This is a genomic window from Streptomyces corallincola (genome assembly GCF_019104725.1).
In the GTDB taxonomy this organism is placed as follows: Bacteria; Actinomycetota; Actinomycetes; order Streptomycetales; family Streptomycetaceae; genus Streptomyces; species Streptomyces corallincola.
The window spans coordinates 279,091-303,962 of the sequence record NZ_JAHRXF010000003.1 but is presented as its reverse complement, the minus strand read 5'-3'; the positions used below and the strand labels follow the sequence as shown (position 1 = coordinate 303,962).

General features: G+C 70.7%; 20 protein-coding genes. 7 read left to right on the top strand and 13 right to left on the bottom strand.

Features of this window, described 5'->3' with window-relative positions; translation table 11 throughout:
- Nucleotides 1-217 precede the first annotated feature (217 nt).
- The 3 genes from KUM39_RS04320 to thyX form a co-directional block, all read right to left on the bottom strand.
- Nucleotides 218-1,903 (bottom strand): ribonuclease J, encoded by a 1,686-nt coding sequence (locus KUM39_RS04320; protein ID WP_217784001.1) that lies wholly within the window; start codon nt 1,901-1,903, stop codon nt 218-220.
- A gap of 157 nt (nt 1,904-2,060) precedes the next feature.
- Entirely contained in the window at nt 2,061-2,960 is a 900-nt protein-coding gene (gene dapA, locus KUM39_RS04315; RefSeq protein ID WP_217784000.1) for a 4-hydroxy-tetrahydrodipicolinate synthase, read from the bottom strand.
- Between the two features lie 234 nt (nt 2,961-3,194).
- Nucleotides 3,195-3,938 (bottom strand): FAD-dependent thymidylate synthase, encoded by a 744-nt coding sequence (thyX, locus tag KUM39_RS04310; protein WP_217783999.1) that lies wholly within the window; start codon nt 3,936-3,938, stop codon nt 3,195-3,197.
- A gap of 172 nt (nt 3,939-4,110) precedes the next feature.
- Between thyX and KUM39_RS04305 the strand changes: the two genes are divergently transcribed.
- On the top strand, nt 4,111-4,353 hold the full coding sequence (locus tag KUM39_RS04305) for a hypothetical protein (protein WP_217783998.1): 243 nt from the start codon (nt 4,111-4,113) through the stop codon (nt 4,351-4,353).
- A gap of 179 nt (nt 4,354-4,532) precedes the next feature.
- Nucleotides 4,533-5,087, top strand: coding sequence for an SCO5741 family PH domain-containing membrane protein (locus KUM39_RS04300; protein WP_217783997.1), 555 nt, complete (start codon nt 4,533-4,535; stop codon nt 5,085-5,087).
- Between the two features lie 88 nt (nt 5,088-5,175).
- Here KUM39_RS04300 and KUM39_RS04295 read toward each other — a convergent pair whose 3' ends face one another.
- The 5 genes from KUM39_RS04295 to rpsO form a co-directional block, all read right to left on the bottom strand.
- Nucleotides 5,176-5,628 carry a tetratricopeptide repeat protein gene (locus KUM39_RS04295; protein ID WP_217783996.1) on the bottom strand — a complete coding sequence of 151 codons (453 nt, stop codon included), beginning with the start codon at nt 5,626-5,628 and terminating at the stop codon, nt 5,176-5,178.
- A 9-nt stretch (nt 5,629-5,637) separates the two neighbouring features.
- The gene (dapB, locus tag KUM39_RS04290) at nt 5,638-6,390 is read right to left on the bottom strand and encodes a 4-hydroxy-tetrahydrodipicolinate reductase (protein ID WP_217783995.1); all 753 of its coding nucleotides are present in this window, start codon (nt 6,388-6,390) and stop codon (nt 5,638-5,640) included.
- Nucleotides 6,391-6,416: 26 nt separating this feature from the next.
- Nucleotides 6,417-7,802 carry a M16 family metallopeptidase gene (locus KUM39_RS04285; protein ID WP_217783994.1) on the bottom strand — a complete coding sequence of 462 codons (1,386 nt, stop codon included), beginning with the start codon at nt 7,800-7,802 and terminating at the stop codon, nt 6,417-6,419.
- The gene (locus tag KUM39_RS04280; RefSeq protein WP_217783993.1) at nt 7,799-10,018 is read right to left on the bottom strand and encodes a polyribonucleotide nucleotidyltransferase; all 2,220 of its coding nucleotides are present in this window, start codon (nt 10,016-10,018) and stop codon (nt 7,799-7,801) included. The genes KUM39_RS04285 and KUM39_RS04280 overlap by 4 nt, the downstream gene beginning before the upstream one ends.
- Before the next feature lie 444 nt (nt 10,019-10,462).
- Nucleotides 10,463-10,750, bottom strand: coding sequence for a 30S ribosomal protein S15 (gene rpsO / locus KUM39_RS04275; protein WP_217783992.1), 288 nt, complete (start codon nt 10,748-10,750; stop codon nt 10,463-10,465).
- 300 nt (nt 10,751-11,050) lie between these two features.
- Here rpsO and KUM39_RS04270 point away from each other — a divergent pair, with 300 nt between their 5' ends.
- On the top strand, nt 11,051-11,341 hold the full coding sequence (locus KUM39_RS04270; protein ID WP_217783991.1) for a DUF397 domain-containing protein: 291 nt from the start codon (nt 11,051-11,053) through the stop codon (nt 11,339-11,341).
- A gap of 68 nt (nt 11,342-11,409) precedes the next feature.
- Here the strand turns inward: KUM39_RS04270 and eccD are convergent, their stop codons facing one another.
- A complete protein-coding gene (eccD, locus tag KUM39_RS04265) occupies nt 11,410-12,933 on the bottom strand; it encodes a type VII secretion integral membrane protein EccD (protein ID WP_217783990.1) in 1,524 nt (507 codons plus the stop codon).
- Between the two features lie 339 nt (nt 12,934-13,272).
- Here eccD and eccCa point away from each other — a divergent pair, with 339 nt between their 5' ends.
- From eccCa to KUM39_RS04245, 4 genes are all read left to right on the top strand, one after another.
- A complete protein-coding gene (gene eccCa, locus KUM39_RS04260; RefSeq protein ID WP_217783989.1) occupies nt 13,273-17,244 on the top strand; it encodes a type VII secretion protein EccCa in 3,972 nt (1,323 codons plus the stop codon).
- A 290-nt stretch (nt 17,245-17,534) separates the two neighbouring features.
- Nucleotides 17,535-18,050 (top strand): hypothetical protein, encoded by a 516-nt coding sequence (locus KUM39_RS04255; protein ID WP_217783988.1) that lies wholly within the window; start codon nt 17,535-17,537, stop codon nt 18,048-18,050.
- 28 nt (nt 18,051-18,078) lie between these two features.
- The gene (locus KUM39_RS04250; RefSeq protein ID WP_217783987.1) at nt 18,079-20,364 is read left to right on the top strand and encodes a DUF6571 family protein; all 2,286 of its coding nucleotides are present in this window, start codon (nt 18,079-18,081) and stop codon (nt 20,362-20,364) included.
- A 14-nt stretch (nt 20,365-20,378) separates the two neighbouring features.
- Entirely contained in the window at nt 20,379-20,927 is a 549-nt protein-coding gene (locus KUM39_RS04245) for a hypothetical protein (protein WP_217783986.1), read from the top strand.
- Between the two features lie 95 nt (nt 20,928-21,022).
- Here KUM39_RS04245 and KUM39_RS04240 read toward each other — a convergent pair whose 3' ends face one another.
- From KUM39_RS04240 to KUM39_RS04225, 4 genes are all read right to left on the bottom strand, one after another.
- Nucleotides 21,023-21,322, bottom strand: coding sequence for a WXG100 family type VII secretion target (locus KUM39_RS04240; RefSeq protein WP_217783985.1), 300 nt, complete (start codon nt 21,320-21,322; stop codon nt 21,023-21,025).
- Between the two features lie 77 nt (nt 21,323-21,399).
- Entirely contained in the window at nt 21,400-21,747 is a 348-nt protein-coding gene (locus tag KUM39_RS04235) for a WXG100 family type VII secretion target (protein WP_217783984.1), read from the bottom strand.
- 51 nt (nt 21,748-21,798) lie between these two features.
- Nucleotides 21,799-23,109, bottom strand: coding sequence for a S8 family serine peptidase (locus KUM39_RS04230; protein ID WP_217783983.1), 1,311 nt, complete (start codon nt 23,107-23,109; stop codon nt 21,799-21,801).
- A 25-nt stretch (nt 23,110-23,134) separates the two neighbouring features.
- A complete protein-coding gene (locus tag KUM39_RS04225) occupies nt 23,135-24,871 on the bottom strand; it encodes a hypothetical protein (protein ID WP_217783982.1) in 1,737 nt (578 codons plus the stop codon).
- Nucleotide 24,872 lies beyond the last annotated feature (1 nt).

The window sequence follows — 24,872 nt, the reverse complement described above, 5'->3', positions numbered from 1 at the left end:
ACTCGGTGCTTTCCAGGTTTCCGCTTTCGCGTTTCCCTTTCCGGCGGTTCCGACTTTATCAGAAGTTCTGAGTCGGAATTTCCACCCGCTCCGGTTCACCGTTGTCCGGGGCGCGAGGCCCTGGGGTTCCCGGTGGGGTGGAGCCGTAAACGTACTGGAGCGGGGCGCCCCGATGCAAATCGAGGGGCCCCGCTCCGGGTGCACAGCCGACGGAGTGTCAGACCTCCACCACGACCGGCAGGATCATCGGCCGACGGCGGTAGTTGTCCGACACCCACTTGCCGAGGGTGCGGCGGATCAGCTGCTGGAGCTGGTGCGGTTCGACCACACCGTCCTGCGCCGAGCGCTCCAGCACTTCGGTGACCTTGGGGAGGACCGCGGCGAACGCCGAGTCGTCGATGCCTGACCCGCGTGCCTGGACGTGCGGGCCGCCGGTGATCTTGCCCGTGGAGGCGTCCACGACCACGAACACCGAGATGATGCCCTCGTCCCCGAGGATCTTGCGGTCCTTGAGGGCGGGTTCACCGACGTCACCGACGGAGAGGCCGTCCACGTAGACGTAACCGGCCTGGACCTTGCCGACGATCTTGGCCTTGCCCTGGACGAGATCGACGACGACGCCGTCCTCGGCGATGACGATCCGGTCGTGCGGGACGCCGGTCAGCGCGCCGAGTTCGGCGTTGGCGCGCAGGTGGCGCCATTCGCCGTGCACCGGCATCAGGTTCCGCGGGCGGCAGATGTTGTAGAAGTACAGCAGTTCGCCCGCGGAGGCGTGGCCGGAGACATGGACCTTGGCGTTGCCCTTGTGGACGACGTTGGCACCCCACCGGGTCAGGCCGTTGATCACGCGGTACACCGCGTTCTCGTTGCCGGGGATCAGCGACGAGGCCAGGATGACCGTGTCGCCGTCCACGATGCGGATCTGGTGGTCGCGGTTGGCCATCCGGGACAGCGCGGCCATCGGCTCGCCCTGGGAGCCGGTGCAGACCAGCACGACCTGGTGGTCGGGGAGGTCGTCCAGCGTCTTGACATCCACCACCAGGCCCGGCGGGACCTTGAGGTAGCCGAGGTCGCGGGCGATGCCCATGTTGCGGACCATCGAGCGGCCGACGAAGGCGACCCGGCGGCCGTGCTCGTGGGCCGCGTCCAGGATCTGCTGGATGCGGTGCACATGGCTGGCGAAGCTCGCCACGATGATCCGCTTGCGGGCGGCGCTGAAGACCTGGCGCAGCACGCTGGAGATGTCCCGCTCGTGGGCCGTGAAGCCGGGGACCTCGGCGTTGGTCGAGTCGGTGAGCAGGAGGTCGATGCCCTCGTCGCTCAGCCGCGCGAACGCGTGCAGGTCGGTGAGGCGGTTGTCCAGCGGGAGCTGGTCCATCTTGAAGTCGCCGGTGTGCACGACCATCCCCGCCGGTGTGCGGATGGCGACCGCGAGGGCGTCCGGGATGGAGTGGTTGACCGCGATGAACTCGCAGTCGAACGGGCCGACCCGCTCGCGCTGTCCCTCCGCCACCTCCAGGGTGTACGGACGGATGCGGTGCTCCTGGAGCTTGGCCTCGATGAGGGCGAGGGTCAGCTTGGAGCCGATCAGCGGGATGTCCGGCTTCTCGCGGAGCAGGTAGGGGACGCCGCCGATGTGGTCCTCGTGGCCGTGCGTGAGGACGATGCCCTCGATGTCGTCCAGGCGGTCCCGGATGGACGTGAAGTCCGGCAGGATCAGGTCGATGCCGGGCTGCTCCTCCTCGGGGAAGAGCACGCCGCAGTCAACGATGAGCAGGCGGCCGTCGTACTCGAAGACCGTCATGTTGCGGCCGATCTCGCCGAGACCGCCGAGCGGGGTGACCCGGAGACCACCGGCGGGCAGCGCCGGGGGCCGTCCGAGTTCAGGGTGCGGATGACTCAAAAGTGTCTCCTCAACCACACGCGCCACGTACCGGTCCGGTACGTGGCGCGCATGACGTTCGTGCGTGAGCAGTTGTCTGGGTGGGGTGGCGGGCACCGGTGCCCGCCTGTTCTGTTGTGGATTCGGTTGTGAAGCTCGGGTGGTGCCAAGTCTGTTGTCAGAGCTGTACCCCGCCGGCGGCAAGATCGATCTTGAGCTGCGCGACCTCCTCGGGCGAGCACTCGATCATCGGCGCGCGCAGGGGGCCGGCCGGGAGCCCCTGGAGGGCGAGGGCGGCCTTGGTCGTCATGACACCCTGAGTACGGAACATACCCGTGTAGACCGGCAGCAGCTTCTGGTGGATCTCGGTGGCCTTGACGACGTCGCCCGAGGTGTAGGCCTCCACGAGGGCGCGCAGGTCGAGGGTGACGACGTGGCCGACGACGGAGACGAAGCCGACCGCGCCCACGGAGAGCAGCGGCAGGTTCAGCATGTCGTCGCCGGAGTACCAGGCGAGACCGGACTGCGCGATGGCCCAGCCCGCACGGCCGAGGTCGCCCTTGGCGTCCTTGTTGGCGACGATCCTCGGGTGCTCGGCGAGCCGGACCAGGGTCTCGGTGGTGATGGGCACCCCGCTGCGGCCGGGGATGTCGTAGAGCATGACCGGGAGACCGGTGCTGTCCGCGACGGTGGTGAAGTGGCGCAGCAGGCCCTCCTGCGGGGGCTTGTTGTAGTACGGCGTGACGACCAGGAGGCCGTGGGCGCCGATGCGCTCCGCCGTACGGGCCAGCTCGACGCTGTGGCGGGTGTCGTTGGTGCCGACTCCGGCCACGACGTGCGCGCGGTCCCCGACGGCCTCCACGACCGCGCGGACGAGATCCGCCTTCTCCGCGTCACTCGTGGTGGGCGACTCGCCGGTCGTGCCGTTGACGATCAGGCCGTCGTTGCCCGCGTCCACCAGGTGGGCGGCGAGCCGCTGCGCGCCGTCGAGGTCGAGTGCGCCGTCCGCCGTGAAGGGCGTGATCATGGCGGTGAGGACCCGCCCGAAGGGGGTCTGCGGAGTGGAGGTCGGAGCCATGAGTGACACGCTACTCGGTGCGAACGGCGAGGGAGGCCCTAGGGGGGCCGGGAAAGTCTGGGTGAACAAGGAGCCCGGCACTGCCTGCTCGGGGGTTCAAGCAGTGCCGGGTCCGTTCGATCAGGCTAGATGAACTTCTCCAAATGCCGCAATACGGACACTTCGCCGGGCTGATCCGTACATCCGTTCCGGAGGGGGAACAAGGCTTCGCGGCGACGCGCCCGAACGGACCGGCTACGGCGCCACGCGGCCGTTGGCGTTGAAGGCGGCGTGGGTCAGCGGCATCAGCTTCGCCCACTCCTCCTCCATCTTCTCCCCCACCATCTCGATCTCCCGCTGCGGGAACGACGGCACCCGGGCCAGCTCGTGCTGGGTCCGCAGCCCCAGGAAGTGCATCAGCGAGCGCGCGTTGCAGGTGGCGTACATCGACGAGAACAGTCCGACGGGCAGCACGGCCCGCGCGACCTCACGGGCGACACCTTCGGCGAGGAGCTTCTGGTACGCGGTGTACGCCTGCTCGTAGGACTCCGCGAGGGTGCTGCCGACGGCCTCCCGCTGGGCCGGGGTCCCCTCGACGAAGACGTACTTGCCGGGCCGTCCCTCCTGGACGAGCTTGCGGGAGGCGTCGGGGACGTAGAAGACCGGGCTCAACTCGCGGTAGCGCCCGGACTCCTCGTTGTACGACCAGCCCACCCGGTGCCTCATGAACTCGCGGAAGACGAAGATCGGGGCGCTGATCAGGAAGGTCATCGAGTTGTGCTCGAAGGGGCTGCCGTGGCGGTCGCGGACCAGGTAGTTGATGAGGCCCTTCGAGCGCTCGGGGTCCTTCTTGAGTTCGTCCAGGGACTGCTCGCCGAGGGTGGAGACGCGGGCGGCGAAGAGGACGTCGGCGTCGGAGGCGCTGGACTTCACGAGTTCGACGGTGACGTCACCGCGCAGGGTGAGCGGCTCGGGGGTGGTCACGGAGGTCCTTCCCATCAACTTCTGCAGGTTCGCGCCCACTGTACGGGGCACCTGAGGGGGAGCCCGAACCGTGCCCTTGTCGGTGATTTTTTCCGACATGGGGGCACCTTTTGCCGCGTTCGAGCGTCTGTACGGGTGAGGATCGCGGTTTCGGGACCGCATGAGCACGTGAGTGAGGTCGTTCCCCATGTTCCGTCGGCGTGAGCCGGTGCCCTTCGCCTTCGTGGCCGAGGCGGACAGGTTCCGCAGCAATGTCGCGCCCCCGCCCCGGCAGCGGTCGTCCGCCGGGCAGATAGCGGGGCGCTGGCTGCTGGGGCTCACCATCGTGGCCGGGCTGGTCGGCTCGGTGGTGCTCGGCAGGCCCGCGCTGTCCACGCCCACGAGCACGCCCTCCCCGCAGGCCCAGTCGCAGGCGGCGCAGGGGCGCTGATCCCTGCCGAGCCCCTGCTGAGCCCCTGCTGAGCCTCCGCTGCTCCCGCGCTGCTCCCGCGCGGTTTCACGCGCCGGTTTCCGCACTGACCCTTCCGGCCGTCCGAGGGTGGTGGGCCGGTACGGCTCCGGATAGCCTCACCGGGCATCGTCCGCGCGAGGATCGAGTGAGGACCAGCCGTGCCCCTGCCCTTCCTGACGGCCGACCGCGGCTTCGACGCCGCCGCCGAGAGCCCGCTGCCGTACGACGACCGCGACCGCTGGCGGCGCCCCTACCGGCCGGGTCCGTTCCGGGTGGGCGGGGCGGCGCTGGTGCTGCTGTTCTCGTCGTTCGTGCTGTTCGCCGCCGTGCTGATCGCGGTCACCGGGTCGGTGGACTCCGCCGCCTGGGTGCTGCTGGTCGCGCTGCTGATCGTCGGGGCGGCGCTGCGGATGCTGCGCATGGGCGTGTGGGTGAGCGCGCGCGGGCTGCGCCAGGTGGGCTTCCTGCGGACCCGTACGGTGCCGTGGCAGCGGGTCGTCTCGGTGCGTACGGCGCAGCAGCCGGTGCGCTGGCTGGGGCTGCCGCGCACGGTGCAGGGGCAGGCGCTGACGCTGGTCCGGGTGGACCGGGCCCCGGCGGACACCGCCCCGCTGCTGAGCACGCACATGCTGGACTTCGTCAACCGGGGTCCGGCGTTCGACCGGGCCGCGGACACCGTGGAGGCGTGGGCCGCGGAGTACGGGCGGGGCTGACCCGCGTACCCGAGCTTTCGAGAGGGGGCCGCTCCGTGTCGTCGTACACGGAGCGGCCCCCTCGTGTCGTGAGCGGCGGGCGCGTCGGTCAGGCGGGGACCGGGCGGCCGTCGTGGAGGGCGATGGCGCGCTGCATCGCCTTGCGGGCGCGCGGGGTGTCGCGGGCGTCGTGGTAGGCGACCGCGAGCCGGAACCAGCAGCGCCAGTCGTCCGGGGTGTCCTCGGTCTCGGCCTTGCGGCGGGCGAAGACCTCGTCGGCGGAGTCACGGTCGATACGGCCGCCGGGGGTCCGCTTCAGCTCGTCCACGGGCAGGCCGCCCTCGGCGTCGAGTTCGGCGGCCAGCGCGTTGGCCCGGCGGACGAACCGGGTGTTCATCCACAGGAACCAGGCGCCGATGACCGGCAGGATGAGCACCGCCACCCCGAAGGTGACGGTGAGCGGGGTGCCGGTCTCGATGAGCATCACGCCGCGGCTGCCGGCCAGGACGAAGTAGAAGACGAGGACGGCGGCCGTGACGAGGTAGGTGATCTTCGCGCGCATGACGGGGGCTCAGCTCAGGTCGAGGAAGTTCTCCAGGCCGAAGGTCAGGCCGGGAGTGGTCACCACACGCCGTACGCCGAGCAGGATGCCCGGCATGAAGCTGCTGTGGTGCAGGGAGTCGTGGCGGACGGTGAGGGTCTCGCCCTCGCCGCCGAGCAGTACCTCCTGGTGGGCCAGGAGGCCGCGCAGCCGGACGGAGTGCACGGGGACGCCGTCCACGTCGGCGCCGCGGGCACCGTCGAGGGCGGTGACCGTGGCGTCCGGCGCCGGGGCGCTTCCGGCGGCCCGGCGGGCCTCGGCGACGAGCTGGGCGGTGCGGGTGGCGGTGCCGGAGGGGGCGTCGGCCTTGTTCGGGTGGTGGAGTTCGACGATCTCGACGGATTCGAAGTGCGGGGCCGCGAGCTGGGCGAACTTCATGGTGAGGACGGCGCCGATGGAGAAGTTCGGCGCGATGAGCACGCCGGTCTCCGGGGACTGCGCGAGCAGGCCGGTGAGCTGCGCGAGGCGGTCGTCGGTCCAGCCGGTGGTGCCGACGACCGCGTGGATGCCGTGGCGCACGCAGAAGTCGAGGTTGCCCATGACCGAGCCGGGGTCGGTGAGTTCGACGGCGACCTGGGCGCCGGTGTCGGCCAGCGTCTCCAGTTTGTCGCCGCGGCCGAGGGCGGCCACCAGTTCCATGTCGTCGGCGGCCTCGACGGCCTTGACCGCCTCGGAACCGATCCGGCCCCGGGCACCGAGGACCGCTACGCGCAGCTTGCTCATGTTCCTGCTTCCTTGACCGTGGTGTGTCAGGCGACGGCGTCGTGCAGCCGCGCCGCCTGCTTGTCCTTGAGCGGGCCGATGACCGACAGCGACGGGCGCTGTCCGAGGATGTCGCGGGCGACGGAGCGGACCTCGTCCGGGGTGACGGCCGCGATCCGGGTGAGCATGTCGTCCACGGACATCTGCTCGCCCCAGCACAGCTCGCTCTTGCCGATGCGGTTCATCAGGGCGCCGGTGTCCTCCAGGCCCAGGACCGCGGAGCCGCGGAGCTGGCCGACGGCGCGGGCGATCTCGTCGTCGGTGAGGCCCTGGGCCGCGACCTGGTCGAGTTCGTCGCGGCAGATCCGCAGCACGTCGTGGACCTGGCTGGGGCGGCACCCGGCGTAGACGCCGAACAGGCCGCAGTCGGCGAAGCCCGAGGTGTAGGAGTACACGCTGTAGGCGAGGCCGCGCTTCTCCCGGACCTCCTGGAAGAGGCGGGAGGACATGCCGCCGCCGAGGGCGGTGTTGAGCACGCCGAGCGCCCAGCGGCGTTCGTCGGTGCGGGCGAGGCCGGGCATGCCGAGGACCACGTGCGCCTGCTCGGTCCTGCGGTTGAGCAGTTCGAGTCTGCCCGCGGCGCGGAGGGTGCGGCGGCCGCCGCGGGGAGCGATGGGTTCGGCGTTCCCGTCGCCGAGGAGGCCCGCTCCCGCGAAGGCCGCGTGCACCTGTCGTACGACCGTGTCGTGGTCCACGTTCCCGGCGCAGGCGACCACGAGGTGGGTGGGGTCGTAGTGCTTGCGGTAGAAGCGGCGGATGCGGTCGGCGGTGAGGGCGTTGACGGTGTCCACGGTGCCGAGGACCGGGCGGCCGAGGGCGTTGTCGCCGAACATGGTGTGCGCGAACAGGTCGTGCACGCAGTCGCCGGGGTCGTCCTCGGTCATGGCGATCTCTTCGAGGATCGCGCCGCGTTCCACGTCCACGTCCTCGGCGCGGATCAGCGAGCCGGTGAGCATGTCGCAGACCACGTCGATGGCGAGCGGCAGGTCGGTGTCGAGGACGCGTGCGTAGTAGCACGTGTACTCCTTGGCCGTGAACGCGTTCATCTCGCCGCCGACCGCGTCGATGGCGGCGGAGATGTCGAGGGCGCTGCGGGTGCGGGTGCCCTTGAAGAGGAGGTGCTCCAGGTAGTGGGTGGCGCCGTTGAGGGCGGGGGTCTCGTCGCGGGAGCCGACGTGCGCCCAGATGCCGAAGGTGGCGGAGCGCACGGAGGGCACGGTCTCGGTGACGACGCGCAGACCGCCCGGGAGGGTGGTGCGGCGGACCGCGCCGGTGCCGGTGGTGGTTCCGGCCGGGAGGAGGGTTCGGGTACGGCCGACGGCCCGCGCCTCGGAGGAGGTGCGGGCCGTCGCCTTGGAACTGGGGGACGTCACTGGTCGGCGTCGTCCTTCTTGGTGTCGTCGCCGTCCTCGCCCTCGACGACGGGCACGAGGGAGAGCTTGCCGCGCGAGTCGATCTCGGCGATCTCGACCTGGACCTTCTGGCCCACTCCGAGGACGTCCTCGACGTTCTCCACGCGCTTGCCGCCGGCGAGCTTGCGGATCTGCGAGATGTGCAGCAGTCCGTCCTTGCCGGGCAGCAGCGAGACGAACGCGCCGAAGGTGGTGGTCTTGACGACCGTACCCAGGTAGCGCTCGCCGACCTCGGGCATCGTCGGGTTGGCGATGCCGTTGATCGTGGTGCGGGCCGCCTCGGCGGAGGGACCGTCGGCCGCACCGATGTAGATCGTTCCGTCGTCCTCGATCGTGATCTCGGCGCCGGTGTCCTCCTGGATCTGGTTGATCATCTTGCCCTTCGGGCCGATGACCTCACCGATCTTGTCCACCGGGATCTTGACGGTGATGATCCGCGGGGCGTGCGGGCTCATCTCGTCGGGCCGGTCGATGGCCTCCATCATCACGTCGAGGATGTGGAGACGGGCGTCGCGGGCCTGCTTGAGGGCGGCGGCCAGGACGGAGGCGGGGATGCCGTCCAGCTTGGTGTCGAGCTGGAGGGCGGTGACGAAGTCCTTGGTGCCGGCGACCTTGAAGTCCATGTCGCCGAAGGCGTCCTCGGCACCGAGGATGTCGGTGAGGGTGACGTAGTGCGTCTCACCGTCGATCTCCTGGGAGATCAGGCCCATCGCGATACCGGCGACGGGGGCCTTGAGCGGCACACCGGCGTTCAGCAGCGACATGGTGGAGGCGCAGACCGAGCCCATCGACGTCGAGCCGTTGGAGCCGAGGGCCTCGGACACCTGGCGGATCGCGTAGGGGAACTCCTCGCGGGTGGGAAGCACCGGCACGAGGGCGCGCTCGGCGAGGGCGCCGTGGCCGATCTCGCGGCGCTTCGGGGAGCCGACGCGGCCGGTCTCGCCGGTGGAGTACGGCGGGAAGTTGTAGTTGTGCATGTAGCGCTTGCGCGTCACCGGGGAGAGGGTGTCGAGCTGCTGCTCCATGCGCAGCATGTTCAGCGTGGTGACGCCCAGGATCTGGGTCTCGCCGCGCTCGAACAGGGCGGAGCCGTGCACGCGCGGGATGGCCTCGACCTCGGCGGCCAGGGTACGGATGTCGGTGACACCGCGGCCGTCGATGCGCTTCTTCTCCTTGATCACGCGCTCGCGGACGAGCTTCTTGGTCAAGGTGCGGTAGGCGGCGGAGATCTCCTTCTCGCGGCCCTCGAACTCCGGGAGGAGCTTCTCGGCGGCGAGCGCCTTGACGCGGTCCAGCTCGGCCTCGCGCTCCTGCTTCCCGGCGATGGTGAGCGCCTGGGCCAGCTCGGGGCGGACGGCGGCCGTGAGGGCGTCGAGGACGTCGTCCTGGTGGTCCAGGAAGATCGGGAACTCGCCGGTCGGCTTGGCGGCCTTGGCGGCGAGGTCGGCCTGCGCGCGGCACAGGACCTTGATGAAGGGCTTCGCGGCCTCCAGACCGGCGGCGACGATCTCCTCGGTCGGCGCCTCGGCACCGCCCTCGACCATCGCGACGGTCTTGTCGGTGGCCTCGGCCTCGACCATCATGATCGCGACGTCGCCGTCCTCCAGCACACGGCCGGCGACGACCATGTCGAAGACGGCGTCCTCCAGCTCGGAGTGGGTGGGGAAGGCGACCCACTGGCCGCGGATCAGCGCGACGCGGACGCCGCCGATCGGGCCGGAGAAGGGCAGACCCGCGAGCTGCGTGGACGCGGACGCGGCGTTGATCGCCACGACGTCGTACAGGTGGTCGGGGTTGAGGGCCATGACCGTGCAGACGACCTGGATCTCGTTGCGCAGGCCCTTCTTGAAGGACGGGCGCAGCGGGCGGTCGATCAGGCGGCAGGTGAGGATGGCGTCCTCGGAGGGACGGCCCTCACGGCGGAAGAAGCTGCCGGGGATCTTTCCGGCGGCGTACATCCGCTCCTCGACGTCCACCGTGAGGGGGAAGAAGTCGAGCTGGTCCTTGGGGTTCTTCGAGGCGGTGGTGGCCGACAGCACCATCGTGTCGTCGTCCAGGTAGGCCACGGCGCTACCGGCGGCCTGCTTGGCGATGCGGCCGGTCTCGAAGCGGATGGTGCGGGTGCCGAAGGCGCCGTTGTCGATGACGGCCTCGGCGTAGTGGGTCTCGTTCTCCACTAGCGATATCTCCGTTACTTTGTCGTCTTTCGTCCCGGTCCGCCCGTGTGGCGGTGGAACGGTACGGAGAAGCGCGCCGGGCGGTGCGGGCCGGTCTTCGATCGAAGCACCCGGAGCGATGCGTGTCCGGGAGCCACTACCGAGGACCGGCGGCGGCGAGGTGCGCTTCCCCTCGTTCTGTGTCGTGCGCCGTACGTGGTGCGTGTCGTACGGACCGCGTGGTGCGAGCCGTACGTGGTGCGTGTCGTACGTGGTGCTTGTCCTGCGTCCTGCGTCCTGCGTGGTGCGTCTTGTGTCACCACACTACAAAGCGTGCCTGACAGTCCGCACGTTTCCGCCGTCGCGGCGGGGGTGTCCGTGTGCGGGGTCGGCGTACCGGGTTCCCGCATACGGCGAAGGGAGCGGTCCCGGAGTCCTGCCGGGAACCGCTCCCCTCACGGCGACCTACTTGGCGCCCGCGGCACCGCGGCGGATGCCCAGGCGGTCCACCAGCGCACGGAAGCGCTGGATGTCCTTCTTCGCCAGGTACTGCAGCAGGCGGCGGCGCTGGCCGACGAGGATGAGCAGACCACGACGGGAGTGGTGGTCGTGCTTGTGGGCCTTGAGGTGCCCGGTCAGGTCGGAGATCCGACGGGACAGCAGGGCGACCTGGACCTCGGGGGAGCCGGTGTCGCCCTCCTTGGTACCGAACTCGGAGATGATCTGCTTCTTCGTGGCGGCGTCGAGCGACACGCTAACTCCTCATAGTCTGCGACTGGCCTCCGAGTGCCCCCGGTCTGCGTCTCGGGGGAGCTTCCACGACTCTGGAGGCGGGGCTCGCCGGTCCGCGGCCTCCTGATCCTCCGGGGAGGGTCCTGGGGGCGCGTACACGAACGGCCGTCACTCAGGATACCAGGCCGCGGCGGGGCCCCTCACCGGGGCCGGTGGACACCCTTGCCGGGTGCCGGACAGGCCCTAGGGTGAGCGTCGCGGCGGGCAGGTCCGCCGGTGTCGTGGAGTTACGTCGGTAGGCCGGGAAGGGGTCGCGTCGCTATGACGGAGACGGAAGCGGAGCTGAAGGCACGCAAGGACCGGGAGCGGGACGAGCTGTACGCGCTCGACATCTCCGGCGTGGAGTGGCACTGCGCACCGGGCACCGAGGAGGAGGAGGAGCGCGTCGAGATCGCCTACCTCCCCGAGGGCGCGGTCGCCATGCGCTCCTCCCTCGACCCGGACACGGTGCTGCGCTACACGGAGGCGGAGTGGCGGGCGTTCGTGCTGGGGGCGCGGGACGGGGAGTTCGATCTGAAGCCGATGGCGCACAACGGGGGGTTGGACGTGTAGGTGGGGGTGGGGAGGGGCGGCGCCTTTGCGGGGGCCGCCCCTTTTCGCGTTTCCGCTATGTCGCGGCCCTAGCTGGTCATGGCACGGGCACGGGCGTACACGTCGAAAACGGCCAGGGCGAGCGGGATCAGGGTGAGCAGGACGAAGCTCTCGGCGATCTCCAGGAAGCGGCCCCAGAACGGGGTGACACCGCGCCGGGGGGTGATGAGGCCGATCGCGGTGACCAGGGCCGCGGCGGCGCCGACCGCGGCGGCGAGCCACACGCTGCGGATGTCGAGCGCCGCGGTGTCGCCCCGGAGGGCGCTGACCAGGTAGTCGTGCGGCGGGTGCAGGGCGAGGCCGATGCCGAGGAATACGACGGCGCCGAGTCCGGCGGCGAGGGTCGCGCCGACCTGTGCGGTGTAGCGGAACAGGTGGGCCCGCATCAGCATCGCGACGCCGGTGGCGAGAGCCAGCAGCTGGGCCCAGACATTGGCGGAGAAGCCGAGCACGATGGACGCGCCGACGGCGACGAGGGCGCAGCCGCCGACGAGTCCGACCAGGAGTTCGTGGCCGCGCCGGGCCTGGGCCGCGACGCGCTCGGTGTCCACCGCCTCCTGTCCCGCGCCCGCGTCGTGGCGGTCGCCGGAGGAGCCGTAGCCGCCGCGGGAGGGGTTGGGCGGTTCGAAGCCGATGGGCAGCCGGGCGAAGCGCATGGACAGGCCCGGCAGGAAGGCCAGCGCGACGACGGACAGCGGGGCGCAGATCGCGGCCGTCTCGATGGGCCGCAGGTCGGTGAGGACCGCGACGAAGGTGGTGACAAGACCGACGGCGGAGGCGAACAGGAAGGCGACGAACGGCCCGTCACCGCCGGGCGAGACGAGGGTCAGGACGAGCGCGGCCAGCAGGACGGCGGCACAGGCCAGCACGAACTGGAGCCGCCCGACGCCCTCGCCGGACGAGAGTGACAGCGCCCCGGAGCCCGCGACGGCGGCGTTGGGCAGGGCGCCGAGGCCGAGGGCGATCGCGGAGCCCCGGTCGTCGTAGACACGGGCGCGGACGCAGGCGACGGCGATCAGCACGACGCCGGTGACGGCGGCGACGACGCCCTGGAGTCCGTGCATGTCGTGGCGGACCTGGGAGCTCCAGGCCACGAACGCGAGGAGTGCGGGCAGGATGCCGCCCGCGACGAGCCCGGCGGCACGGGTGAGGTCACCGCTCCACAGCGTGCGGTCGCGGGTGACGGCGGAGGCCACCGCCTCGGAGACGTCGTCGAGGACGGCGGGCGGCAGTGACTCGGCGAAGGGACGCAGCGTGAGCAGCTCACCCTCCAGGATGCGCTGCGCGGTGAACGACCGGGCGCCGTCGAGGACGGTGCCGTCGCGGCGTACGAGGTGGTAGCCGACCGGGGCGCCCTCCTCGGGGCTCTGCCGCGACAGGCGCAGGATCTCGGGGTAGAGATCGGCGACCGGTACGTCGTCGGGCAGGGCCACGTCGATGCGGCTGTCGGGCGCCACGATGGTGACCCGGCAGAAGCCGATGCCCGTGCTCGCGGCGGACGGGACCCCGGTGCCCGGTCCGCCGGGCGCGCCGGCCGGCGCGGAGGCCGTCATGCTCACCTGCTGTTCCCCCTCGTCGGTGGTGCGTCGGTCCGGAGCCCGGCCGCGCACCCGTCCACCCGTGAAGATGCTGTGAGAGTCGCGCCCGTGCTGTGCGCCGCCCCTGCGGGCGGGTCGGGCACGGCCGCTTCCGTTCGAAGGGCGCCCGCCGCGCGGTGCTGCGGATTGCCCAGGTTTTCCCGGAAGTGTTCGCAACTGCTCACGGTTACTCACCCGCACCCTACCGCCCGCCGCGGTGGCCCGTTGTCAGTAGGATCGCGGTTCGCGATCGACGTTCGCCTGACACGGGGCGGCGGACGAATCACCTCGGTCCGGCAAGGGAATTGGTGCGTAGTGAGCCACATCGTCGTCAAGCGCCCGCCTCGGGCGCTGCCGAAGGAAGTGCCCACGGACGACGTCGTTCTGCAGTCACCGCCGGAGCTGCCGCGCGGGCAGCAGGAGGGCGCTCTGATGCAGCTTCTGCCCATGCTCGGCATGGGCGGGTCGGTCGTCTTCTTCTTCAGCCCGCAGGCCCAGCCCTTCATGAAGATCATGGGCCTGGTGATGGTGGCCTCGACGATCGCGATGGGCATCTCGATGCTCGTGCGCTACCGGCGCGGCAGCCAGGGCCAGCTCGCCGACATGCGCCGCGACTACCTGCGCTATCTCTCGCAGACCCGGCGCTCGGTCCTGGAGACCGCGCGGGCCCAGCGCGACGCCCAGTTCTACCTGCACCCTTCGCCCGAGCAACTGTGGGCGCTGGTCGCCGAGGGCAGCCGGGTGTGGGAAAGACGCACCGGTGACGAGGACTTCGGGCAGGCGCGGGTGGGCCTCGGCGCGCAGGCGCTGGCCACCGCGCTGATCCCTCCGCAAACCGCTCCGGTGGACGAGCTGGAGCCGTTGACGGCGGGTGCCATGCAGCGTTTCCTGGCCGTCCACGCGACGCTCGACGCGCTGCCGATGGCGATCTCGCTGCGTGCCTTCTACCACGTGACGGTCAGCGGTGAGCCCGGCACCGTGCGGGGCACGGCGCGTGCCGTGACCGCGTCGCTGGCCGCGCTGCACTCGCCCGAGGATCTGGTGATCGCGGTCGCCACCGGGCGGGCGACGGCGGGCGAGTGGGAGTGGGCCAAGTGGCTGCCGCACGCGCAGGCACCGGGGCTCGCCGACGGCGCCGGGAGCGTGCGCCTCATCACCACCGACCCGGCCGAGTTGGAGGAGCGGCTCGCCGCCCGGCTCCAGGGCCGTCCGCGTTTCCACCCCGACGGGCCGCCGGTCCCCGAACAGCCGCATCTGGTGGTCGTGCTGGACGGCGTCTCCCTGCCGCCCTCCTCTCTGCTGGCCGGTCCCGAGGGTGTGCAGGGCGTGACCGTCCTGGAGGTCGTCCCCGGCGACCTCACCACGGGCCGCGGTGACCTCTCCGTCGTCGTACGCCCCGATCTGCTGAGCCTGGAGTCGGGGCACGGCATGGTCTACGAGGGCACACCGGACGTGCTGTCGTACGAGGCCGCGGAGGCGCTCGCCCGCCAGCTGGCGCCGCTGCGCATGGCGTCCGGCGGTGACGACGGCGAACCGCTGCTCGCCAACCTGGAGTTCACCGATCTGCTGAATCTGGGGGACGCCGCCTCGGTCGATCCGAAGCGCACCTGGCGTCCGCGCTCGCAGTCCGAGCGGCTGCGGGTGCCGATCGGACTGGGCGAGGACGGCCGCCCGGTCATGCTCGACCTGAAGGAGGCCGCGCAGGAGGGCATGGGCCCGCACGGTCTGTGTGTCGGCGCGACCGGTTCCGGCAAGTCGGAGCTGCTGCGCACGCTGGTCCTCGGCCTCGCCGTGACGCACTCCTCGGAGACGCTGAACTTCGTCCTCGCGGACTTCAAGGGCGGTGCCACCTTCGCCGGGATGGCGCAGATGCCGCACGTCGCGGCCGTCATCACCAACCTGGCCGACGACCTGACCCTGGTCGATCGCATGGGCGACTCGATCCGGGGCGAGCTGAACCGCCGCCAGCAGATGCTGCGCGACGCGGGCAACTACGCGAACATCCACGACTACGAGAAGGCGCGCGCGGCGGGCGCCCCGCTGCAGCCCATCCCGTCGCTCGTCCTGGTGATCGACGAGTTCAGCGAACTGCTCACCGCCAAGCCCGACTTCATCGAGATGTTCGTACAGATCGGCCGCATCGGCCGGTCGCTCGGCGTGCACCTGCTGCTGGCCTCGCAGCGGCTGGAGGAGGGGCGGCTGCGCGGCCTGGAGACCTATCTGTCGTACCGGATCGGTCTGCGCACCTTCTCGGCCGCCGAGTCCCGCGCCGCGCTCGGCGTGCCGGACGCCTACGAGCTGCCGAACGTGCCCGGCTCCGGCTTCCTGAAGTACGGCACGGACGAGATGGTCCGCTTCAAGGCGGCGTACGTCTCGGGGGCGTACCGGACCGGGCCGGGCCGGGCGGTGCTCGGCGGCCCGCTGCCCGTGGACCGCAGGCCGGTGCTGTTCACGGCGGCGGAGGTGCCGGTGCGGTACGCGGCGGTCCCCCGGCAGCGCGCGGAGGCGGACGAGGAACGCAAGGACGACGCGCTCGCGGACACCGTGCTGGACGTCATCGTGCGGCGGCTGGAGGCCCAGGGACCGGCCGCGCACCAGGTGTGGCTGCCGCCGCTGGACAGCCCGCCCTCGCTCGACGCGCTGCTGCCGGGGCTGGCCCCGGTGTCCGGGCGGGGCATGACCCAGCCCGGCTACGAGGGCGCCGGGCGGCTCGTCGTCCCGGTCGGCCTCATCGACAAGCCGTACGAGCAGCGCCGTGACCCGCTGTGGGTCGATTTCGGCGGGGCGGCCGGTCATATGCAGATCGTCGGCGGCCCGCAGTCCGGGAAGTCCACGCTGCTGCGGTCGCTGATCTCGTCGTTCGCACTCACCCACACCCCGCGCGAAGTGCAGTTCTACGGGCTGGACTTCGGCGGTGGCGGCATGGCGGCGGTCGCGGGGCTGCCGCACGTGGGCGGCGTCGCCTCCCGGCTGGATCCGGAGAAGGTCCGGCGCACGGCGGCCGAGGTGTACGGGGTGATGAACCGGCGTGAGGAGTACTTCCGTTCGGCGGGCATCTCCTCGATCGCGGAGTTCCGCTCCCGGCGGGCGCGGGGCGACATCTCCGTGACGGACCAGCCGTGGGGCGACGTGTTCCTCGTCATCGACGGCTGGGGCAACTTCCGTACGGACTACGAGGCGTTGGAGCCGCTGGTCCTGGACATCGCCGCGCGCGGCCTGGGGTACGGCATCCACGTGGTCCTCACCGCGTCCCGCTCGATGGAGGTCCGCGCCAACCTCAAGGACCATCTGATGAACCGGCTGGAGCTGCGGCTCGGTGACCCGATGGACTCCGAGATCGACCGCAAGGTCGCGGCCAATGTCCCGGCCGGTGTGCCGGGGCGGGGTCAGACCCCCCAGAAGCAGCACTTCATGGCGGCCGTGCCGCGTATCGACGGGCTGTCCTCCGACACCGATCTCGCGGACGCCACGCATGCCCTCGCCGCCGAGGTCACCCGGCACTGGCAGGAGCCGGGCGCGCCCGCGGTACGGCTGCTGCCGCGCACGTTCGCGGCGGCGGAGCTGCCGCCGGGCGACCGTGTCCCGGAGCGGGGCATCGCGTTCGCGCTGGACGAGGACAACCTGGAGCCGGTGTTCCTGGACTTCGAGCAGGACCCGTTCTTCCTGGTGTTCGGCGAGAGCGAGTCGGGGAAGTCCAACCTGCTGCGCCTGCTGCTGCGGCAGCTCACCCGGCGCTACAGCGGCGACCAGGCGAAGTTCTTCGTGGTGGACAACCGGCGCTCGCTGCTGGACGTCACCCCTGCCTCGCACCTCGCGGAGTACATCCCGATGTCGAGCCGGATGGACCATCACATGAGCGCGCTGACCGATCTGATGCAGCGCCGGACACCCACCGCCGAGGTGACCGCGCAACAGCTCAGGGAGCGCAGTTGGTGGCGGGGGCCGCAGGTCTTCGTGGTCATCGACGACTACGACCTGGTGTCCACGTCCAGCGGCAACCCGCTGGGCGGCATCACCGAACTGCTGCCGTTCGCGCGGGACGTCGGCGTCCGCTTCATCCTGGCCCGCTCCACGGCGGGCGCGGGGCGCGCCTCGTACGAGCCGTTCCTGCAGCGGATGAAGGAACTCGGCGCGCAGGGCGTCGTGCTGGCGGGCGACCCGGCCGAGGGGGAACTCCTCGGCGGCGTACGGCCGCGTCCGATGCCCGCGGGCCGCGGCGTCTTCGTCTCCCGCAGGCGGGGCAAGCCGCTGGTGCAGGTGGGTTCCGCCGGGGAGGGGTCTGACTGACAGGGGCGGCAGGGGCGTGGTCCTGGTGCTGGTCGCTCTCCGGCTCGGCGGCATGGACCTCGCCGACTGGAGGGCGCTGTGGTGGCGCTTCCCGGCCCGCCGCTTCAGCGACCCGGCGGCGCACGTGCCGTCGATGTCCGGTCACCGGACCCTTCGGGCGCTGCCGCTGACGACGGACGCGGGTAGTGCGGACGGGTGTCGCCGCCGGGCACCGTCTTGCTACGTTGCGTACGCCAGGAGCCGACGGGTTCCGAACATCGGACAGCCGCATACGGGGAGTGTTGTCGTCCATGTCGTGGGATGAATGGGAACAGCTCAAGGCGGACGCGGTCACGCGCGGCCAGGACGCGGGGACGCGCATCCACCTCGATCAGTTGCCGGGCGACCTCGGTGGCGGCGCCGGGACTCCTGCGCAGACCGGTGACCTCAGGGTCGAGCAGACCGACCTGACGAAGATCGGCGGCGCGGCGCACACGCTGTACAACCAGCTGTGGGACAGGGGGCGGCTGTCGAACACCGGCGTCGATGCGGCTGCGGGCGATCTGACCCGGCAGGGCTTCGCTCTCGGAGCCGGTCTGCGGCACGTCTCGGACAAGTGGGACACACAGCTGAAGTCCCTGCTGGACGCGTGCGCCCAGATCTCCAACCACATGCAGGTCACCAAGAAGATCCACGCGGGTGACGAGGCGTACATCGCCCGCCGGATGAGCGGCATCGACACCCTCGACGCCGGTTTCGACGAGCGGGTCGGGGGTCCGGGCGCGCACAATCCGGTCCACGGGGCGCACGCACCGAAGAACAACTGACCACCAGGCACTGCGGGGACGCCGACTCATGGATCTGGACACACTTCGGTTCGCCAACTTCACGCTGCTCGACGACGCCGTCGAGGACTGGGCACGCATGGTCCGCAGCCTGAAGGAGCTGGCGGAGGACGCCGAGAAGAGCCTGCACCAGGCCGCTGTCAAGGCGGACTGGGCGGGCGAGAACAGCAAGGTCACAGGTGAGTTCATCGGCAGGACGGCCGGTGAGTTCCAGGACGCGCACACTCAGGCCACGACGATCCACGCCATCCTGAGCGACACGCTCGGCGAGCTGAAGGGCTACCAGTCCCAGCTCGCCGGGGCCGTCGAGCGGGGGCTGAAGAAGAACCTCACGGTGCTGGACACCGGCAGGGGCACGTTCACCGTCACGATGAACGTCCACCCCGACCGTGCGGCTTCCGGACACACCCCGCCGGAGCACGGCGCGCACGATGTCACCGCGCTGCGGGACGAGGTCCAGGGAATCCTCGGCCGGGCCACCGAGAGCGACGAGTCGGCCAGGACCGTGCTCACGGCGCTGGTGGATCAGACCGCCTACGGATTCTCCGACGCGCGCTACCGGGACCGGGACGAGGCGGCCGACGCCGTCAGGGACGCGGACGAACTCGCCGCCCTCGCCGGGAAGAAGCCGGAGGATCTGACCCCGGCCGACTTCGACAAGCTCGACGCGGGTCTCAAGAAGCACCTCGGTGACTCCCTGTTCGCCGAGCGCTTCGCCACCGACCTGGGTCCGGGGAAGACCCTGGAGTTCTGGGCGGGCCTCAACGATCCGCACCGGGCGGCGGCGCTGGGGCAGGCCCGCGTAGGCCAGTACGCCGATCTGCAGCGCGATCTCAGCCTGACGCTCGCCACCGCCTCGCACAGCGACTCGGCCGCCATGACCGAGTGGAAGGGCCGCATGGTCGCGCTCGGCGACCAGCCCGTGGGCGGGCAGACGGGCTACGGCGTCATGGGCTTCCAGGTCATGAGCAACCTCATGCGGGCCGGGGACTACGACGACGACTTCCTCAGGAGTTACGGCACCGCCCTGATGGCCACCGAGCGGCGGCTGACCGGCGACGGCGAACACCGCAACCTCGCCTGGCAGCACATGGGCATGCAGCCCTGGCTCGACCGCATGGGCGACGACAGTGGTTCCGACCCGCTGAACGGCTATCTCAAAGCCCTGTCCGCGAGCCCGGACGCGGCCACGGACTTCCTCGACGCGGAGTATCTGCCCAAGGGCGGGGACCACAAGGAGGCGGTCTCCAACTTCGACTACCTCTTCGAGGACCGGCAATGGCCGCAGGAGAGCACCCTCGGGGGCGGCGGCCTCCACACCGGGGAGAACAACCTGGCGATGGCCATCGAGGCCGCCACGACCGGGCACCCGGCGGGCGAACTGCCGACCGCGGACACCCCGGCGCACAACGACCGGCAGGCCCGGCTGATGGCCGCGGTGGTCGGATCGGTCAGCGAGGACCCCGAGCGCCTCACCGGCCGCGGCTTCATGTCGGACAGCCTGGGACAGATGGCGTCGGAGTACCTGCCCGACATCAACCGGGCCATCAGCGACGTGGACCCGGAGCCGCCGTCCGACCGGTGGCGTGAGATCGAGCGGCTCTTCCCCGTCACGGGCGCGTCGGCGCGACTGGGCCACGCCGACGTCTCGCGCTTCCTGATAAGCGTCGGCCAGAACCCCGAGGGCTACGCGGCCGTGGAGGTCGGCCAGAAGGCGTACATGGCCAACCTGATGGACTACCACATGAACCCTCACCTACCCGAGGACCAGCGATACCACGCGAGCATGGAGGACACCGTCAAGCAGATCTCCCGGCACTCGGCGGAGATCGGGGGCACCCTGGGCATCGGCCGCCAGGAGGCGGTGCTCGGTGATGCCAAGCAGCAGGACGACGACTACGACCACGCCGTCTCCCAGTGGCAGAACGTGGCGGGCGGCGTCATCGGCACCGGCGTGGGAGTGGGGACCAGCTTCATCGCCTCACCGGCCGTGGGCGCGGTGGCGGGCGGTGCCGCGGGAACGGCGACGAGTGTCGCTCTCGGGGAGTGGTTCAAGGACGTCGAGGGCTCTCACCTCGACGACTCCGGCCTGAAAGCGGGCCAACTGTGGGAAAGAAGCCGCAAGACCAACATGCTGATGGCACAACAGGCTGCCATCGAGGCAGCGAAGGCGCACCACCTGCCCGACGCCGACCGGGTCGGCGGCTGGGCGATGGACGGCACCCAGGACGGCCTCGACAGCGCCGCGGCGAACGGCAGACACATGGCCGACGACCTCACGACCGAGATCCCCTAGCCAGGAATCCGAGAATGCCCCAGAGAAGAACCCGAGCCCTGTGGGCCACTACCGCCGCGGTCCTGGCGGTCGGCCTGACCACGACGTCCTGTTCCTCGCAGGAGAAGCCGAAGAAACGCGAGTACGCCGTTCCCTCCTCGCTGTGCGGTACCCCGGTGTCACCCGGCGCGCTCGAACCGCTGCTCCCCGGCGGGGACAAGCTCACGTCGGCGAAGAGCGGGCCCCTCGGGTTCACGCTGTGCCACGTCATGATCGACGGGAAGATCGCTGTGACCGGCATCGTCGAACAGAGGGACTCCGACACGACACTGCACGACGTCGCCTACGGCACGTACAACCTGTCGGCCAAGAGCATCAGGAAGGAACTGCCCGACTACGTCATCGCGGAGTCGAGCGCCGTCGGGCATGTCCCGTGCCGGGCGATGGAGAAGGAGGGGCACGCGGTGTTCACGATGATCCGGAAGGAAGACGGAACGGTGGACACGGCGGCCTTGCAGAAGGCCATAACGGAGTACACCGAGGCGACCTCGGCGTCCAAGTGGTGCACTCGGCCCAGCGGTTGAGCCGACGGCCGGAGTACACGAACAGGGTGGGCGCCTCCCGTGCGCGCCCACCCTGTCGTCGTTCCTGACCTACGCCGTCCCGCGGACCTGTCGGCCTACTGGAAGTAGCTGGAGGCCTTCTTGTCGCCCTCCATGTACGTACCGCCGGAGCTGTGGACGACCTGGCCGATGCCGGTCAGCGCCTGGTGGATGTCCTGCGCCTCCTTGTCCCAGCGGTGCAGCTTGTCGTGGAAGGTGTTCTGCGCCTGGCCCTCCCAGTACTGCAGGCTCTTCGTCACCAGTCCGCGCAGTTCCTGGAGGTCCGCTTCGAGCTGCTTGGCCTCGTTGCCGATGGTGGTGGCGGCGATGTCGAGTCCGTCATAAGTGACGGACAGCCCCTCGTTGTTGTTGGCCATGCGTGTCTACCTCGTCTCGCTGAAATGTCTGGTGGCCGCGCCGCGTACCCGAGCGGCGGATGCCCGGTTCCGCTCGCTCAGTAGGAGCTGAGGGCGGACGACGGCATCGAGCTCGCGCCGTCGCGGACGTCGATCTTGTTGACGGACGAGCGGACCTCGTCCTCCTTGCTGTCCTTGATGTTGCGGGTGGCGGTCATCGCCTCGATGACGTCGCCGAGGATGTCACCGATGTTCTTCAGCGACTCGTTGATCTCGTACTGCTTCTTGTCGAACGCGGCGCGGCCGATGCCCTGCCACTGGCCTTCGAGGCCGTCGATGACGCCCTGCAGGCTGTGCACACGCTTGCGGATGCCCTCGTACTTCTCGGACATCTGCTTCTGCAGCTGGATTACCGCGGCATCTTCGAGCTTCTGCTTGTCAGCCATGTCAGCCCCTTCTCTGTCGGTTTCTCGGTCGGTCTGTCCGGTGCTGTCCCGTCACCCGGTACGGCGTGCCCGCATGACGGCGAATCCGGCACCGCAGACCACGATCACGGCCGCCGCGGCCCCGAGCACGATCCACAGGGTGCCGCTGTCGTCCTTCCGCGTCTCCGCACTCGATCCTGCGGCGGCCGTCCCGCCGGTCGAAGCCTTCTGCGCGGATTGTGACGGGGTTGACGCGGAGGAGGAGGGCGTGGCGGGCGTCGCCCCCTTGGCGGATGCGGCCGACCCCGCGGACTTGGCGAGGAGATCCCCGATGTTCTCCACACCCAGCGGGTCCACGTTCGCCGCGCCCGCGTCGTAGTGGGAGTCCGCCAGCACGAGCCGGGGGCGGATCGTCCCGTATCCCAGGTACTTGCTCGGGTTGCTCTTCGACCACGTCCGCCCCGCCGTGTCGATCAGCGCGCGCGTGACCTGGTTCACCGACCAGTCGGGGTGCGCGGACCAGATGAGGGCGGCGGAGCCGGAGGTGATGGCGGCGGCGGGACTCGTACCGTTCCTGTTGTCGCAGTACGCGCGGAAGGTGTCGTCGCACCAGCCGGGGAACCCCTGGCCGGGAGCAGCGAGGTCCACCGCGCCTCCGGACGAGGAGAACTTCGAGACGGTACTGGCCTGATCGACGGCGGCCACTCCGACCACGTAGGGGTAGCGGGCCGGGTAGCCGATGGTGTCGCCCGGCGAGGTCCCCTTGTTGCCGGCCGATGCGATCAGCAGCTTGCCCTTGGACGCCGCGTAGTCGATGGCCGCTTCTTCATCCGCGGTCGGCGCCACGGCACCGAAAGACATGCTGATGATCTTCACGTCGGTGTCGGCAGCCGCGCGGATCGCCTCCTCGGCCGAGGGGGTCTTCTTGCGCTCCGCGGAGTCGGTCAGACTGTCGAGCAGGATTCGGTAGGGCACGATCTTCGCACCGGGGGCGATGCCCTTCAGGCCGCCGTCGGCCCCCGTGCCCGCGATGAGTTCCGCCATCGTCGTTCCGTGACCCATGTAGTCACGGGTCGCGTGGTAGGCGACGGACGCGGGAGTCTCGCCGGTCAGTACCTGCCCCTTGAGGGACGGGGTGTCCGCGTTCACTCCGGTGTCGAGGACAGCGACCTTGACCCCCTTGCCGGTGCTGACCTTCCACATCTGCTCGACCTGCATCGGTCCCAGATACCACTGCTTCGACTGGGCGTCGGACGCGGAGGCACCCGGAGCGAAGCCGACGGTCACGGCTGCCAGGACGCCGAGGACCGCGCCCGCCGCTCCGACGCGACGCGACGTCCGCGGCAGGGCGTGATGGGGCCGTCGGCCGGTAGATGACTTCATCGTGTTCCGTGTCCTCGTCGAAAGCTCAGTTGACCACCGGCGGCACGTCGCGCCGCTGGTTCTCGGGCAGGTGCGTCTCTTCGTCCTCGACCAGGTAGTCCGGGCGCGGCGCGCCTTCCTCGGTCTCCTCGTCCCTGGACCTGTCCTTGCGGCCGGGGCCTCGTACGAGACCGGCACCACCACGGGTGAGGCCCTTGCGCTCGGCGTTCGCGGCGGACGTGCGTGACGTCGGCTTGCCGGTCACGGCCCCGGACGTGCCAGTGCCCGACCTGCCGGTGCCCGTCGCGCCCTCGGGCGCCCCGAGCACACCGCGCTGGACGGGTCGGCCACTGGCGGGCCGGGCGCCGGGGGCGCCCTCGCGGCCGATGACCGTGCCCCGGGGAATGCGCGATCCGGGACCGCCCGTGGTGGAGGTGGGACGGCCGCCGATGACGCCGTTCGAACGGCCGGCGCCGGTCGCCAGCCCGTTGCCGCGCGGCGCTCCCACTCCGCCGGGACGCGGAGCGCCCCCGGTGACTCCCTGGCCGGTGGTGCCCGGCTTCGCGCCCAGGCCTCTGGAGAGGGATTCTCCCGGCGCCGTGGCGCGGCCCACCTGGTTCGCGGAGGCCCGGCCCGTGGCACGCGCGCCGCCCTCGGCCGAACCGACACCTCCCGCGCGACCTCGGGCGGACAAGGGGCCGTTGTTCAGGCCCTTGGCTCCGTTCAGCCCACGCCCCGACGACGCGGTGGGCAAGGGACCGCCCACGAACGGCGGTTGGACGCCACCGGCGGCCGGGGCACCGGCAACGGGTGGGGTGTGGCCGGTGACGGGGACCGAAGTGGACGAGGGCAGGGTGCCCGCCGTGTCGATGTGCGTACGGATCGGCGCGTCGGGCTGGTGGGGAGTGCCGAGTGCGACGTGAGACGGCGGCGCGCTGGTGTCCGCCGTGTGCGAGCCGTCGTTTCCGACCGCCAGGGCGTGGTGTGACGGTGGAGCGACGGAACCCGGTCCGCCGCCGTGTCCGCCCCCTGCCCTCGGCGGCACGCCGGGAGCCCAGTCTGTGTCCTTGGGCGGAGGAACCCCCACGTCCGGCATGGTCGTGAACGTGGGCGTCGCGTCCTTCGCCGGAAGCCCGGACAGGACCTCTTCGGACACCGCGTAGTACGAGGCGAGCCGGTTCATCTGGTTGATCGCCTCTTGGCGGTCCTTCTCGACGCGCACCGCGGCGGTGTAACCGGCCTTGTCCGTGGTCTTCTCGTCGGCGGTGAAGTGGTCCGGCCGCTTGCGGTTCGCCTCGGTGTCCCGTGCGGGCATGGCACTGCGTACGGACGAGAGACCGACCGCGGCGGCGCTGATCTGGTCACCGGCCGCGCCCGCGAACTCGCTCAGGTGGGTGGTGTTGGTGACGAGGCCCGCGCCCCAGTCCCGGAAGGCCGAGCCGGAGTCACCGACCCACTCGACCTTGTCGATGTGGCCGCGGAGTTCCTCGGCCGCCGAGGCGATGGCGTCGCGCGCGTCCCAGAGGGCCTTGCCGGAGGATTCGAGGTCTTCCGGGTCGGTCTGCTCCACCAGATCGATCATCCGGTTGAGCGGAAGATCGCGGTGGCCGAAATCGGTCTGCCCGGCGACCGCCCTGCCGTACGTGGTGGTTCCGAGCGCCACCCGGATCATGCCGTTGGCGGGTCCCATCGGCGGGAGGTCGTCCAGCGTCCGCACCACGTCGGTGAGCGAGTTCTGGCCGTTGACGCGGTCCAGGTCCGCCTTGTGATGGTTGTCGCCCATC

Coding starts and splice junctions, on each gene's coding strand:
- dapB (WP_217783995.1), bottom strand. CDS start 6,390: ATGAGCAAGCTGCGCGTAGCGGTCCTCGGTGCCCGGGGCCGGATCGGT.
- KUM39_RS04305 (WP_217783998.1), top strand. CDS start 4,111: ATGTTCCGTCGGCGTGAGCCGGTGCCCTTCGCCTTCGTGGCCGAGGCG.
- KUM39_RS04240 (WP_217783985.1), bottom strand. CDS start 21,322: ATGGCCAACAACAACGAGGGGCTGTCCGTCACTTATGACGGACTCGAC.
- KUM39_RS04270 (WP_217783991.1), top strand. CDS start 11,051: ATGACGGAGACGGAAGCGGAGCTGAAGGCACGCAAGGACCGGGAGCGG.
- KUM39_RS04245 (WP_217783986.1), top strand. CDS start 20,379: ATGCCCCAGAGAAGAACCCGAGCCCTGTGGGCCACTACCGCCGCGGTC.
- thyX (WP_217783999.1), bottom strand. CDS start 3,938: ATGGGAAGGACCTCCGTGACCACCCCCGAGCCGCTCACCCTGCGCGGT.
- KUM39_RS04250 (WP_217783987.1), top strand. CDS start 18,079: ATGGATCTGGACACACTTCGGTTCGCCAACTTCACGCTGCTCGACGAC.
- KUM39_RS04230 (WP_217783983.1), bottom strand. CDS start 23,109: ATGAAGTCATCTACCGGCCGACGGCCCCATCACGCCCTGCCGCGGACG.
- dapA (WP_217784000.1), bottom strand. CDS start 2,960: ATGGCTCCGACCTCCACTCCGCAGACCCCCTTCGGGCGGGTCCTCACC.
- eccD (WP_217783990.1), bottom strand. CDS start 12,933: ATGACGGCCTCCGCGCCGGCCGGCGCGCCCGGCGGACCGGGCACCGGG.
- KUM39_RS04225 (WP_217783982.1), bottom strand. CDS start 24,871: ATGGGCGACAACCATCACAAGGCGGACCTGGACCGCGTCAACGGCCAG.
- KUM39_RS04255 (WP_217783988.1), top strand. CDS start 17,535: ATGTCGTGGGATGAATGGGAACAGCTCAAGGCGGACGCGGTCACGCGC.
- KUM39_RS04235 (WP_217783984.1), bottom strand. CDS start 21,747: ATGGCTGACAAGCAGAAGCTCGAAGATGCCGCGGTAATCCAGCTGCAG.
- KUM39_RS04295 (WP_217783996.1), bottom strand. CDS start 5,628: ATGCGCGCGAAGATCACCTACCTCGTCACGGCCGCCGTCCTCGTCTTC.